This is a genomic window from Paraflavitalea soli (assembly GCF_003555545.1).
GTDB lineage: Bacteria > Bacteroidota > Bacteroidia > Chitinophagales > Chitinophagaceae > Paraflavitalea > Paraflavitalea soli.
On record NZ_CP032157.1, the window covers coordinates 2,317,721 to 2,331,890 of the forward strand.

Annotated in this window: 14 protein-coding genes; 3 read left to right on the forward strand and 11 right to left on the reverse strand. The window is 47.4% G+C overall.

Features of this window, described 5'->3' with window-relative positions; translation table 11 throughout:
• Nucleotides 1–205: 205 nt before the first annotated feature.
• The 3 genes from D3H65_RS08620 to D3H65_RS08630 are packed head-to-tail and all read right to left on the reverse strand — an operon-like array spanning nucleotide 206 to nucleotide 3,397.
• Nucleotides 206–2,713: a cation-translocating P-type ATPase gene (locus tag D3H65_RS08620; protein WP_119049927.1), complete on the reverse strand. Its 2,508-nt coding sequence runs from the start codon at nucleotides 2,711–2,713 to the stop codon at nucleotides 206–208.
• Between the two features lie 50 nt (nucleotides 2,714–2,763).
• Nucleotides 2,764–3,144: a hypothetical protein gene (locus D3H65_RS08625; protein ID WP_162915496.1), complete on the reverse strand. Its 381-nt coding sequence runs from the start codon at nucleotides 3,142–3,144 to the stop codon at nucleotides 2,764–2,766.
• A 13-nt stretch (nucleotides 3,145–3,157) separates the two neighbouring features.
• Nucleotides 3,158–3,397 carry a hypothetical protein gene (locus tag D3H65_RS08630; RefSeq protein WP_119049929.1) on the reverse strand — a complete coding sequence of 80 codons (240 nt, stop codon included), beginning with the start codon at nucleotides 3,395–3,397 and terminating at the stop codon, nucleotides 3,158–3,160.
• Nucleotides 3,398–3,509: 112 nt separating this feature from the next.
• Between D3H65_RS08630 and D3H65_RS08635 the strand changes: the two genes are divergently transcribed.
• Nucleotides 3,510–4,931, forward strand: a complete 1,422-nt coding sequence (locus D3H65_RS08635; RefSeq protein ID WP_119049930.1) for an MBL fold metallo-hydrolase — start codon at nucleotides 3,510–3,512, stop codon at nucleotides 4,929–4,931.
• Between the two features lie 423 nt (nucleotides 4,932–5,354).
• Here D3H65_RS08635 and D3H65_RS08645 read toward each other — a convergent pair whose 3' ends face one another.
• The 6 genes from D3H65_RS08645 to D3H65_RS08670 form a co-directional block, all read right to left on the reverse strand.
• On the reverse strand, nucleotides 5,355–5,729 hold the full coding sequence (locus D3H65_RS08645) for a DUF1634 domain-containing protein (protein ID WP_119049932.1): 375 nt from the start codon (nucleotides 5,727–5,729) through the stop codon (nucleotides 5,355–5,357).
• 3 nt (nucleotides 5,730–5,732) lie between these two features.
• A complete protein-coding gene (locus D3H65_RS08650) occupies nucleotides 5,733–6,569 on the reverse strand; it encodes a sulfite exporter TauE/SafE family protein (RefSeq protein ID WP_119049933.1) in 837 nt (278 codons plus the stop codon).
• 77 nt (nucleotides 6,570–6,646) lie between these two features.
• Complete coding sequence (gene ppsA / locus D3H65_RS08655; protein ID WP_119049934.1) at nucleotides 6,647–9,022, reverse strand: phosphoenolpyruvate synthase; 2,376 nt, start codon at nucleotides 9,020–9,022, stop codon at nucleotides 6,647–6,649.
• Nucleotides 9,019–9,243 (reverse strand): hypothetical protein, encoded by a 225-nt coding sequence (locus D3H65_RS08660; RefSeq protein WP_119049935.1) that lies wholly within the window; start codon nucleotides 9,241–9,243, stop codon nucleotides 9,019–9,021. Before D3H65_RS08660 ends, ppsA begins: the two co-directional genes overlap by 4 nt.
• Nucleotides 9,230–9,595: a phage holin family protein gene (locus D3H65_RS08665; RefSeq protein WP_119049936.1), complete on the reverse strand. Its 366-nt coding sequence runs from the start codon at nucleotides 9,593–9,595 to the stop codon at nucleotides 9,230–9,232. Before D3H65_RS08665 ends, D3H65_RS08660 begins: the two co-directional genes overlap by 14 nt.
• A 22-nt stretch (nucleotides 9,596–9,617) precedes the next feature.
• Nucleotides 9,618–9,833: a YtxH domain-containing protein gene (locus tag D3H65_RS08670; RefSeq protein WP_119049937.1), complete on the reverse strand. Its 216-nt coding sequence runs from the start codon at nucleotides 9,831–9,833 to the stop codon at nucleotides 9,618–9,620.
• 131 nt (nucleotides 9,834–9,964) lie between these two features.
• On the opposite strand from D3H65_RS08670, the gene D3H65_RS08675 reads away from it, so the two are divergent.
• Together D3H65_RS08675 and glgP are read left to right on the forward strand one after the other, a co-directional pair.
• A complete protein-coding gene (locus D3H65_RS08675; RefSeq protein ID WP_119049938.1) occupies nucleotides 9,965–11,020 on the forward strand; it encodes an AI-2E family transporter in 1,056 nt (351 codons plus the stop codon).
• A 5-nt stretch (nucleotides 11,021–11,025) separates the two neighbouring features.
• Complete coding sequence (gene glgP, locus D3H65_RS08680) at nucleotides 11,026–12,687, forward strand: alpha-glucan family phosphorylase (protein ID WP_119049939.1); 1,662 nt, start codon at nucleotides 11,026–11,028, stop codon at nucleotides 12,685–12,687.
• On the opposite strand, the gene D3H65_RS08685 is transcribed toward glgP, so the two are convergent.
• Together D3H65_RS08685 and D3H65_RS08690 are read right to left on the reverse strand one after the other, a co-directional pair.
• Complete coding sequence (locus D3H65_RS08685) at nucleotides 12,677–13,267, reverse strand: GyrI-like domain-containing protein (protein ID WP_119049940.1); 591 nt, start codon at nucleotides 13,265–13,267, stop codon at nucleotides 12,677–12,679. The two genes, glgP and D3H65_RS08685, sit on opposite strands and share 11 nt — an antisense overlap.
• 2 nt (nucleotides 13,268–13,269) lie before the next feature.
• Nucleotides 13,270–14,109, reverse strand: coding sequence for a universal stress protein (locus D3H65_RS08690; protein WP_119049941.1), 840 nt, complete (start codon nucleotides 14,107–14,109; stop codon nucleotides 13,270–13,272).
• Nucleotides 14,110–14,170 lie beyond the last annotated feature (61 nt).

Below are 14,170 nucleotides of genomic sequence, written 5' to 3' on the forward strand. Positions count from 1 at the left end.
AGTTCACCCAATGGGCTACCCATCCTTTTACAATTGGCAGCTGATCGTTAAAAAAAATAAGCGTTGGTGGTAAAAGCAGGTAGTGATAGCGATAAGGGAAATGATAAAAGGTAAAAATACTCAAGTTGCAGACCTTGCAAAGCCATTCCCCTTTGTATTAACAACCCGTTTACCAACCTTATGATATTCTTTACAATTGTTGCATTCAGTCAGCTTTTTGTGCCTGTTTTATTTTATACCGGGTGAACAATTTTACCCCTTCCAGCCAACCGGTAGATACGATAGCCACCCCTATACAGGTTGCCAGCATGGATAAGGAAATGGGGTGCAGCCTAAACAGGTCACGAACCACAGGGATGTATAAGAGGGCTGCTATGAACAACAGAGTTGCTCCAATGATGAGCGGCACCAGCACATTCCGGTACAGAATGGTCTTAAACACCGGGTACACAAAAGACCTGTTGAGCTGCGTTAAAAAGATATTGCAGAACAACAAGGTGATAAAGATCACGGTGCGTACAGTAGGTTCTGTTTCCCCTGCCTGTAAATAATAATAGCCAAGGCCCAGGCATCCGGTCGTAATGGCCAATCCCTGCAGGATGCTCAACACCAATTGCCGGAAGGAAAGAAAGGTATAGCTGATCTTCCTGGGCGGCCTTGTCATAGTTCCCTCTTCCACGGGCTCGTTTTCATAAATGATCGAGCAGGTAGGTCCCATGATGAGCTCCAGGAAAATAACATGCAGCGGCGAAAAGATGTCGGTAAACTTCCACAGCAACAAAGGCAGCAACACTATGAGTATGATGGGAATATGGATGGAGATGATGTACTGAATGGCTTTCTTGAGGTTGTCATAGATCTTCCGGCCAAGCGCAACGGCCTCAGTCATACTACTCAGGTCATCATCGGCCAATATTAAGGAGGCCGCATTCCGAGCCACTTCACTGCCACGCTTACCCATGGCCACACCAATATGGGCTGCTTTCAGGGCAGGGGCGTCATTCACACCATCGCCTGTCATAGCTACAATTTCACCGGCAGCTTTGAGCGCATTCACCACCTTTAATTTGGCTTCGGGAAACATCCGTACAAACATGTTTGTGTCCTTAGCCCGCTGTTGAAGCACCTCTTCCGGCATGTCCATTACCTCATGACCCGTAAGCAGTGCTCCTTTGGTATCCAGGCCTGCCTGTGCCGCTATGGCCAGGGCTGTTTCAGCATAGTCACCGGTGATCATCTTTACGGCAATACCTGCTGCCAGGAAACTACGGATGGTTGCCGGTGTACTGGCCCTGACAGGGTCTTCAAAAGCAACCAGCCCGAGGAAGTCAAAAGTAAAATCTTCCTGCGATGCCGGCCATTCCTTATACCCGCCAGCTGCTTTTGCCACTGCCAGTACGCGGTATCCTTTACGTGCATACGCCGTACTTTGGGCCAGGTATGCTGCTTTCTTATTGGGAGGCAGGCTACTGTTGCGCAAAACAGCTTCTGGCGCGCCCTTGGCAGCGATCACCGTACGGCCGGCCGCATTCCTGAACACATGGGTCATCATGGGTGGTGCACCATCCAGGGGATATTCATGCACCTGCCGGAAAAGTGGTCGCAGGTCGGTGGTGGCAGTCCGTGCATATAATGCGTGGATCGCTTTTTCCATGGGGTCAAAGGGTGCTGTTTCGCTGGACCACATAGCATATTCCAACAATTCCAGCGGCAAAGAAGTATGATCACGTAATGCAATGGAACAATCATCCGCGGCATTGAACAGGTACACGATCTCCATTTTATTCTGGGTCAATGTTCCTGTTTTATCTACACAGATCACCGTAGCCGCCCCCAGGGTTTCCACATACTGGGGCTGTTTTACAATGATATTTTTCTTCAATAGCCGGAAAGCGCCCAGGGCCTGGAAAGTGCTGAAAGCTACCGGTATTTCTTCGGGCAATATGCTCATGGCCAGGGTAAGCCCCTGTAAGAAAGCCTGGTTAAAACTACCGGACAGGTACAGGTTGAACCCCACCACAATAACAAAGGCGATAATACCGACGATCACCATTTTCCGCACAAAATCATGTATCTGCTGCTGCAGGGGTGTTTTCTGAACACTTACCGCGCTCAATGATTGACCGATCTGTCCAAACCTGGTTTGCCGGCCCACTGCCGTCACTTTCATCCTGCCACCGCCCGATGTCACCAGCGTACCTTTGTACACTGCATTATCGGCTGCCGCTGATTTCGCAATAGCAAAGGGCTCGCCCGTAAGGGTAGACTCATTTACCGTGAGGTCATTCGATAAGAGGATGCTTCCATCTGCCTGTACGATGATCCCTTCCTCCAGGATCACGATATCACCCACCACTATGTCCTCAGCAGGTATCGATACCACTACCCCATCGCGCAGTACCTTTGCCCTTGGCGCCGCCAGTTTATTGAGCGCCTGCACCGCGCTGGTGCTGCGGTAATCCTGGAATAGTGAAATGCCACTTACCAATAGCAAGGCTATCAGCATGATGAAACCATCCTGCAACTGCCCCAATGTAAAATAAATAACACAGGTTACCAGCAATAGCAGGAACATCGGTTCTTTCACGATACCCCATAAAACCGCTCCAAAAACGGAACTATTCTCTCGTTCTGCGATATTGCTGCCATATTGCCGCCTGCTTTCCTGTACCTGCATGGCGGTAAGCCCCTGTTCAATGACTGTAAGCTCCATGTAAACAAGTTAAATAAAACATAGCTATGTCTAAAGATCAATTGGGATGACTATACCCTTGGAGGCTGGAAGATAGCAGCGGTTGCTAAGGAAAGGGGGACAATCTCATTTACAATCGGTTGTAACACAGGCCTGTAAGCCGGTGCGCTAAAATCTATTGTGGGAACAACGGGTACAACAGAAGGAGCGTTGAGACAAAAAGTATCGGGGGTAGTTTTAAAAGGCAGTTGCATATCCTGGGCATAATCTGCATCAAAGGGCTGTGCATCTATATAATGCATCTTAAAAAATGATCCCAGGGTAATATAAGGGCTCTCCTGCTTGTGTTTTATATAGTGGGTTACCAGTAGTGGCAGCTTCAGTACCTGACAGGCATTCGTAGCGCCAAACAGGTATACGGCCATCAACAATATTGCTGCCTTCTCTTTCACCTCGTAAAGTTATTTAAAAATTGGTTAAGTAAAAGCTAATGCAAATTTGTAAATCAAGGAAAAGCGTTGCAGCGCGCATATCATGAAAAACAATGTTAAGTATAATGAACAAACCCATTAATAAGGATATATAGGCCCATTGCCAATACGAACCGCCAAAACCTTTTTTTAATTTTCCGGCAGGTTTTTTACGATTGAAGTAACTCCCCAACAGAATGCCTGCCACGGCCAGCCCAAGGCTGAGTTTACTCATACCGGAAAATGAGGCCTCTCATACTTGTATGTAACTTAAGGCACTTATAGACTGTAGGCTGTAGCTCATCTTTGTGCGAACAAACCCCACGCTTACTCAAAAAATAATGCATATGAAAGTTGAACAGATCTATACGGGATGCCTTGCGGAAGCAGCTTATTATATCGAAAGCAATGGCGAAGCGGCCATTATCGATCCCTTGCGGGAAACACAGCCTTATATAGACCGGGCAGCACGCAATGGCGCTACCATTAAATACATTCTGGAAACCCATTTTCATGCCGACTTTGTAAGCGGCCATCAGGAACTGGCGGCGAAAACAGGCGCAACCATTGTATTTGGTCCTACTGCCACACCAGGCTATGATGCACATGTGGCACAGGATGGTGAAGTATTAAAATTAGGTAATGTGACCATTAAGGTATTGCACACGCCCGGCCATACGATGGAGTCTGCCACCTATTTATTGCAGGATGAAAACGGCAAGGATCACGCCATCTTTACAGGTGATACTTTGTTCATTGGAGATGTTGGCCGGCCAGACCTCGTACAAAAATTGAAGGCGGAGATCACACCCGAACTGCTGGCCGGACTGTTGTATGATTCACTGCGCCAGAAGATCATGCCATTGGCGGATGACATTATAATATATCCAGGCCATGGGGCCGGCAGTGCCTGCGGTAAGCATATGAGCAAGGAAACAACTGATACCCTGCGCAATCAGAAGACATTCAACTATGCCTTACGCACAGACATGACACGCGATGAGTTCATCAAAGAAGTGACAACAGGTCTGGTAGCTCCACCTCAATATTTTCCATACAATGTGCTGATGAATGTACAAGGCGGCATGCCTGATATTGAAGAGGTGATCAAAAGAGGTACCATGCCTTTACCGCCTGCGGAGTTTCAACTGGTATGGGATCACGAGGAGGCGCTGGTGATCGATACCAGACGTAAAGAGGCTTATGCAAACAGCTTTATACCAGGCTCCATTTTCATTGGGCTCGACGACAATTTCGCTCCCTGGGTAGGCACTCTGGTCTCCAACCTCAGGCAGCCGATCTTACTGGTGGCCGATGAGGACCGGGTGGAAGAAGCCGTAGTAAGACTTTCAAGAGTAGGATATGACAACTCTATTGGTTACCTGAAAGGCGGTATCTGTGCCTGGAAAGAAGCCGGTTATAGAACGGATAGTGTAGAGGAAGTAAGCCCTGATGTATTTGCCAGCCTGTACAGGGTTGACAAGCAGATCAACCTGCTCGATGTAAGGCGCGAAAGCGAATACCGTACACAGCACCTGGAAGGGGCCGTCAGTTTTCCGCTGGACTTTATTAACCAGCACATGAGTGAGTTGGACAAAAGCAAAGAATATTACCTGCACTGCGCAGGAGGTTACCGGTCTTTGATCACAGCGTCCATACTGCAATCGAGGGGGTATAACCGGATCGTAAATATTAAGGACGGGTTTAAAGGACTTGTTGGAACTGGTTTGCCCCTGACCGCATTTGAAGAACAAAGATCAATGCTTTAGCAAACATCTACACCCTTTCTGTTACTTATTGGCTGATCAAGCGGAACCCCCGAAATACTTTGCGATGATGAAGAAGCTCAATAAGGTAAACCGGCCTTTGCCAACCCAATTGCCTCTCTATCAGCACAATAAGAACATACTGTTTTTTCAGGAGGTATGAACAAGTGGTTACAGGAAGGTAACATAGTGGTTTCCTGATCGTTTGAAATTTTAATTCAAACATATTCCCAAAGGGCGGTTCCGGAGAACTGCCCTTTTTGACTTTTTTTGTTTGGTATCTAATGACAAACACAGGAATGCCATCATTTTTCATAGCAGGGTATGATTACGGTCATTCGTTTTATCTTCCTTAACCTTCAACTTTGACTCTATATCAAAGACGAAACAACTGTATACGCCGCTATTTTAAGCCTGTGCTTACTTTTACAATAAACTGATGATGATTACTGCCAATACAAAAAGCGTGATAAAGGTGTAGAGCAGGTCCTTTTCAAGCACAAAACCTACCACGGAAAATAATACTCTGGCGATAGGCGTTGCGATCAATACCAGGATGCCCAGTTGGATAAGGGCCCTGCCCCGGCCCTCCATGGCATTCTTCCATATTGCTGCTATTTGGGTCAATCTTTTGGGTTCGCCTTCAAAAACATGATAAGCAGGTCTTCCCGCACCGTGCTGCCAAAGATAAATGGATGCGCCTGCCGCTACTATAAGCGCAGCAATCAATACGCCATACCGCAGCAGGCTGCCCATGATAGACTCTATATTTTTATCGGATATATGCTTACTGTTATTCATAGTTTACAGTTCGTGCGTGATGCCGTTGTAGATCATTTCCAGGGCAAGAAAGAGCACCACAATGGCAAATAATATTTTCAGGGCTTTGGTATTGGCCTTGAACAATATTTTTGATCCCACATAAGCGCCCAGCAGTACCCCCAACATGACGGGCATGGAAAGCCCCGGATCGATATACCCTCGCTTAAGATAAATACCGGCGCTGGCTGCAGCAGTAACACCGATCATAAAATTGCTGGTAGTGGTGGATACTTTGAAGGGTATTTGCATAATCCTGTCCATAGCTATTACTTTCAATGCACCGGAACCAATTCCCAATATCCCCGAAATAATGCCTGCAATATTCATCATTACAAAACCTCCGGCCACATGCTTTACGGAATAATGCTGTATGCCTGCTTCCGTGGGAAAGCTGCCGTTTAGTTTTAGCCGGCGGGACAACCTGCTACCTTGTACCGTACTTATGTTCTCTGTGTGGTGTGTAAAAGCGGTGAGTGCAGACAGTATGAGAATGATGCCAAATACGATGGCAATCCATGAAGTAGCAATGTACGTTGCAAGGAAAGCACCTGCTAAAGCGCCAATCGTAGTAGCCACTTCCAGGAACATGCCCAACCGGATATTGGTAATACCTTCTTTAACGTAAGCGGCGGCAGCCCCTGATGAGGTGGCTATAACACTTACCAGCGAAGTGCCGATAGCATAATGGATATCCACTTTGAATACGAGGGTGAGCAGCGGTATCAATACCACCCCTCCGCCCAGGCCGGTAAGTGATCCCAGCAAACCGGCGAGGGCTGCCCCTGAAAAAAGCAGGATAGTAAAAACCAGTACAGACATCTTACCCTAAAAATAAGAAACACATCTATACAAAGTCCTGCTGTACCGCATTATAGTTATTGATCCGGGCTGAAATATCAGTAACTTTCACTGATGATCTTCTCTGCCTGGTTAATATTCTCGATCCCTTTCAGCAATGCGTCGGGATTAAAAGAAATGCTATCGATGCTTTGTTCGGCCAGAAATTGAGTAAAAGCAGGAAAGTCACTGGGCGCCTGTCCGCAAAGACCAACATGCACCCCGCTCTTTTTAGCTTCACGGATCACCATGGAGAACATCTTCTTCGCCGCCTTATCCTGCTCATCGAACAGGTCGGAAACGATGGCAGAATCACGGTCTACACCCAGCGTAAGTTGGGTAAGATCGTTGGAACCGATGGAAAAGCCATCGAAGATGCGGGCAAACTCACTTGCCAGCAATACATTCGAAGGTATCTCGGCCATCACCAACACTTTCAATCCTTGCCGTCCTCTTGCCAGTCCGCATTCATCCATCACTTGCAACACTTTCTCACCTTCGGCTACCGTTCTGCAAAAAGGTATCATCACATTTACATTGGTGAGCCCCATTTCCTCGCGTACAATGCGAATGGCTTTACATTCGAGTTCGAAGCCTTCCCGGTAGCGCTCATTGTAATACCGTGAAGCGCCGCGGAAACCCAGCATCGGATTTTCTTCTTCCGGCTCAAATTCTTTTCCTCCAAGAAGATTGGCATATTCATTGGTCTTGAAATCGCTCATGCGCACGATCACTTCCCTGGGATAGAAGGCCGCGGCAATGGTGGCAATACCCTGTGACAATTTATCGGTGAAATAATCCCGCTTGTCAGCATATTGGAAGGTAAGCGCTTCTATGGCTTGTTTTACTGCTCCATCTTTGAGGGTATTAAATTTTACCAGCGCCATAGGATGTACCTTAATGGCATGGGTAATGATAAACTCCATACGCATCAGTCCAACCCCTTTGCTTGGGTAGAAAGAAAGCTGGAAAGCTTTTTCCGGGTCACCCAGTATCATCATCACATCTATAAATACCGGCATTTCTATCCGGGAAAAATCAAGAGCGTTCTCTTCATATTTGAGCATCCCTTTATATACAAATCCCGTTTTACCTTCTGCACAGGATACAGTCACAAGATCACCATCCTGTATTTTTTGGGTGGCATCAGAACAGCCCACAATGGCTGGTACGCCCAATTCCCGGGCAACGATGGAAGCATGGCTGGTGCGGCCTCCCTTATCAGTAATGATGCCCCCCGCATTTTTGAGTACCGGGTCCCAGTCGGGACTGGTAATTTCAGTTACTACGATCTCCCCCGGTTTTAACCGGTCAGCATCTTTAGGCGAATGCAGTATCCGGGCAATACCGGTAGCTATCTTACTGCCAATAGCCTCACCTGTAGTAAGGCGCTCACCTGTTTCCAATAATTTATATTCAGTGACCTGGTAAGCATTTTTACTGCTGTGCACCGTTTCAGGGCGGGCCTGCACAATGAACAAACCACCGGTATGACCATCTTTGGCCCATTCTATATCCATTGGTTTGCCATAATGATCTTCTATCAGCAAAGCCCAATTGGCCAATGTCGTTATTTCAGCATCACTCAATACATACTGGTTACGTTTATCCAAAGGCGTATCTACATTTACTGTACCCGTTTCTCCATATACCATGGTCCTGGCTTTTTCTCCCAGCGTCTTTTGGATGATGGCCTTTTTACCCTTCCTGAGCGTTTCCTTAAAAATGATAAACTCATCGGGGGTAACGGTTCCCTGTACTACGTTCTCACCCAAACCCCAGGCACCCGACAGGTGAACAACCCCCTTGAAGCCAGACTCGGGTTCCACAGTAAATGCCACACCGGCACAACCCAGGTCGGCCCGTACCATTCTTTGTATGCCGGCCGACAAAGCTACTTCGTTGTGCCGGAAACCATTGTCTTCCCGGTATTTGATGGCACGATCGGTATACAATGAAACAAAACATTGATGAACAGCCTCCAACAAGGCTTTTTCACCGGTTACATTGAGAAAGGATTCATGCTGCCCCGCAAAACTGGCTTCGGGCAGGTCTTCTGCTGTTGCGCTGCTGCGCACAGCCACTGTAAGGTCTTTACTGCCGGAAAATGCATGGTAAGTACGGATGATCTCTTCGCGGAGATCTGGCTGCAATTCGGCTTGCTGCAGCAGCGCCCGTGCTTTAGCCCCCGTCTCTTTGAGATTGGTAAACTGTTGGCGGTCCAGTTGCCGCATCAATGCATCCAATGGTTGATCCAGATTATTGTGCTGAAGGAATAAACGGAATGCAATGGCAGTTGTGGCAAAGCCATCAGGCACATTGATGCCTTTCCTGGCAAGCTGCGAAAGCATTTCACCAAGAGAAGCATTCTTTCCACCTACAACAGCGACATCCTGCATCGATACTTCCTTTAATTGTTTTATATAAGTGCTCATGGTAACTTTTTTTTTAAAAGATCAAACCATTTTTTCCCTGCTTTTGCCAGCCAACGTCCCGAGAGCAGGGAGAAGCCCCAGGATACTGTACTCATCAATACCTGGCTGCTGTTCTTCAACCCCTGCCATTGATGCGTCATTTTCTCTTCCAGCCTGATCTGCTTTTGCAGCAACTTTTGCTGTTCTGCCTGGAGTTGGTGTATATTTTTAATCTTCTTCATCGGCCACCTCGTTTTTAAACAGTTGATGAATGATCTTATTCATGACCGGAATACGGATCATCCGTTCTTTAGCGCCCCAGGTAATGATACCTGCAAGCAGGTAAATGACAGCCACTACCAGGAAGCCGCTCCAGGGTTTACCAATCCACGCCGACAAGGCTAAGGCGCCGGCAATACTGCCAAATACCAGTACGAATAAGAACACTACTGCCACGATAGCGCCAGCCACCAGATCGGAAATGATAAGAGAAGTTTTTTCTGCGGCCTTTAATTTCATCGAATCCACCCGCGTATTCACATATTCTTTTGCTGCGGCTGCCAGTTCGTGAATGCCAGTCATTGGTCCTTCCATATACCTTGTTTAAAATTTAACATTAGGCGAAACCGTTACCGGCTTCCTCCATTTCCTTTTTGAGGTTATCAGTGGCCTTGCAGCATTGATTCTTCAGGCCTTCCGCCATTTTCTTTCCTTCTTCGCTGAGTTTACGGCGTGTTTCGGTTCCTTTATCGGGGGCGAATAAAATGCCTGCAATAGCGCCTGCTACGGCGCCGATGGCCAATGCAACGAGTATTTTAGAGCTGTTTTTCATTGTAAATGCTTTTAAGATGAAATGATAGTGCTAAGTTATTCAGCGCCTACCCGGTAATCTATGACAGGGATCAACGGAAACGCTGATCATGCTCAATCAAAAAAAATGTACGGTCCTGTATTTTTACCTATATGGATACTCAACACCTGACAAGCCGTTCTTACAGCAGGTTACTACAGCTTACCGTATTCCTGCTGGTGATCCTATACTTTGGGAGGACCTTATTTATTCCTATGTGTTATGGATTGTTGATCGCCATTGTATTATACCCCGTATGCCGGTGGCTGGAGCAACACGGCTGGCCGCGTAGCCTGGCAATCACAGCCGGATTACTGATCGTGGCTCTGTTATTTGCCACCCTGGTGGCCTTATTGCTCATACAACTCCATGTATTCTGGAAAGACTTTCCGGCATTACTGACCAAACTGAAGCCCGCCTTACTACAATTTCAGGCCTGGATCGCTTCTTTTGGTATTTCCACTCCTTCCCAAGACCAATGGTGGCAGCAAACGCTTCAACAGATGGGCAGTAATATGGGCAGATTTATCAAAGTGACCTTATCGGCTGGCATGAGCGGGTTTGTGACCTTGTTCCTCGTACCGGTATATGCCGCCTTATTCCTGTATAACAGGGCCGTATTTGTACGATTCCTGGCCCGGCTTGTGGGCACTGAATACAGTGAGCAATTGCAGGTAGTATTGCAGGAAGTGATCCATACCTATTTCAACTTTATCAAAGGCATGATCATCGTATACCTTATCGTGGGTACACTCAATAGCATTGGCTTACTGGCGCTCGGTATCCCCCATGCCATATTATTTGGCATGCTTACGGCGGTCATGACAATTATTCCTTATGTAGGCATTTTCATCAGTGCCCTGCTGCCCATATCTGTTGCCTGGATCACTAAAGATTCCATCTGGTATCCCTTGGGTGTGGTGGCCGTTTTCGCCTTTGTTCAATACCTCGAAGGGAACCTGATTTTCCCCCGGGTGGTGGCATCCCAGTTAAAAGTAAGCACCTGGGCCACCCTGGTAGCCATTTTTGCCGGTGGTATCCTGTGGGGTGTATCCGGCATGATCCTCTTTATTCCTTTTACCGGCATTCTTAAGATCATCAGCGACCATTTACCAGGCACCTTCCTGGGACATTTGAATGTATTACTCGACAGAGATCCTAAAAAATAACAACCATGGCTTTCACCTTTCACCATCCGTATGAAGCAGTACCGCCCTATCAAAAACGGGTGGCTTATTGCTGCATGGAATTTGCCATCGCACAGCCGTTGAAGACCTATGCAGGCGGGCTGGGCTTCCTGGCCGGCTCGCATATGCGCAGCGCCTATAATCTTAAACAGCCGGTGGTGGGGATCGGCATCCTGTGGAAATATGGTTACTACACCCAGGTACGCCAGCAGGATCAAACCATGGGTGTGCTGTTTGAAGAGAAGATCTATGGCTTTTTAGAACCAACCGATATCCGGTTCACCATTCGCGTGTCACAACACGATGTATGGGTAACCGCTTATTACCTGCCCCCGGAAGTCTTCGGCTCAGCGCCCGTTTTCCTGCTCAGCACCGACCTGCCGGAAAATGATTACGTATCCAGAACCATCTCCCATAAACTCTACGATGCCAATCCCGAAACCTCCATTGCCGGCTCCATTTTACTGGGTATTGGCAGCGTCAAACTCCTGGAAATACTGGGATGGGAGCCCGATATATATCACCTCAACGAATCACATGGCCTTCCCCTGGCTTTTTACCTGTATAATAAGTATAAGAATACCCGGTTGTTAAAGGAAAAACTGGTCTATACCAACCATACCCCGGAAGAAAGCGGCAACCGGAAAACGGCCATCCAGTTATTGGAGAAAATGGGATTCTTCTGCGATATACCGCTCACAGAAGTAAAAGGCATCACACAAACATCCGGCGATGAATTGAACCATACCCTGGTGGCTCTCCGGCTGGCCGGTTTAGCCAACGGTGTTTCAACAATGCACAGCCAATACTTACAAAGGCAGTACCAGGCTCAACCCGGCGTTTGTCCTATTAAGTCAATTACCAACGCACAGCATTTTGGGTATTGGCACGCTCCCGAAATGTATGCAGCATTGGCTGCGGCAGACGATACGGCATTGCTGGCTGCGAAGGCGAAAGCAAAAACAGCTTTGTTTGACGAAGTAGCTGACCAATGCGGAGAGATCTACAATACCAAGGTGCTTACCCTGGTGTTTGCAAAACGGTTTGCGGGGTATAAAAGAGCAGGTTTGTTATTGCAGGACAGGGAGCGCTTTCACCGGTTGGTGACCAACCCCGGGCGGCCCGTGCAAATTATCTGGGCGGGGAAACCCTATCCCATGGATTACAGTGCCATCGCCCTGTTTGACCAGATCGTACATGTTTGCAAACAATACCCCAATTGTGCCATTCTTACGGGATATGAATTAAAGTTGTCAAAGATATTAAAACGGGGCGCCGATGTATGGCTCAACACACCACGTGTAGGCCATGAGGCATCCGGCACCAGTGGCATGAGCGCCGCCATGAACGGCGCCATGAATGTATCATTGCCTGATGGCTGGTTCCCCGAGTTTGCGGTAGACAAGGTGAATTCATTTGTTATCCCCCCCTGCGATACCAGCATGCCGGAACACCTGCAGGATGAGACCGATGCCCATAGCTTGTATGAAATACTCGAAAAAGAAGTGATCCCTATGTATTACGATTATCCCGCAAGTTGGCTATCCATTATTAAACAAGCCATGGCTACTATAGCGCCTGCTTTTGACAGCAACCGGCTGGCAAAGGAGTACTATGAGCAATTGTACGGGGCGCCACCTATTGAATAAACTGGTAAATATCCGTAAGCAGTTTATTCTTGTCCTTAATTGTAATGGGATCATTAAGATAAACTTCAAACGGCATTCCCCTTGGTTCTTTATGATTATCTATTAGCCACTTATTCATGGCATGATAAGCGAGAGCAGCATTTTCGTAGGGGCCTTTGTAATGGACCACCAGGGCTTCTCCCCCTTCCAACACCCGGGTATGGACCGTGCTGTCCAATACAGGAGGAATACTGTCCACTTCTATGGCGGCTTCTGCCACAAAAGGACTAATATAAGTATAATAAAATGCCATCGTTCTATTCGATGGCAGGCGGTGCTTATTGATAAAGGCGCAAAGATCGATATACGCAGCATTCAGGAACATGCCGATATCTTCTACCCTTTCGACCTCAAAAGTGATGCTCACTATTTTCATCGGTGGCAATACAGTCCTTTCGATCCTGGCAGAAGGATGCCGGGCAGTATCTTTGCTGCCCCTCATGACATCCAACCCCAGGCCATGAGTAGTATTCCTGCTACAACCTGCGACGGCCGCCAACAGCGATAAAACGGTAACAGACAAATGCCACCTGTATTTCATGTTTATTTGTTGTGTGCGATGAACAAAGGCATTTTTACTTCTTTCATGAGCAGATCGGCCATGCTGGGCCTGAACCACCTTGAGACCATGCCGCGACGGTAAGCGCCTAATACCAGTAAATTGTTGCCGCCGTAAGTACGCAGGTGCCGCAGTATTTCTGTTTCAGGATCGCCTTTCAACACAGTATACCTAGCATCCGGCAAATGACGTTTCATAAATTCTTTCATCAACCTGTTGTCGGGCACATGAGAGGAATGACCAGGCTTGCTGACTGTTACCACCTCCGTTTCTTCTATGAGGAGGTCGCCCAATACATAACAATACATCCTGGTAGCGAAAACAGAAGAAGGTTCCCCATCATACAGAATACTTACCTTTTGGACCGGCTTGTACTGCTCAGGCACCACGAGTACAGGACATTGTACCCCTTCCAGCAGTTCACGTACAAACCGGGTAGGAAGTTCTTCTTCATAATGAGTGAGTGTTTCGTGGACTTGAATGATCAGCAGGTCGGCATAAATACTTTCGTGCAATAATTCCTGCAGCGCAATATTACGATCGTGGTGAACCGAGTAATTGATCGAAGCATTGTCGCAGGCTGCTTTAAATTGTTCTACTGCTGATGCTCTTTTTTCGATATCACCCTCCTCCAGTATCGATCTTTTCTCTTCCGCCACGCCTTCAGGCCCTGTCAATTCATAGATCTTATAACTATGATAGGTGAGATCATCGAGGAATACACCAACGAGGTGGGCGTGTTGCCGGGCGGCAATAGCTACTGCATATTGAACGGCAGACTTTGCCGGTTTTAAGCCATCAAGGGCTACTATTATTTTTTTCATGTCCTCTATTTTATAAAGGGAAGGTACACCGGGCAGAGAGTGTCAGCTATGACAGCTGTTA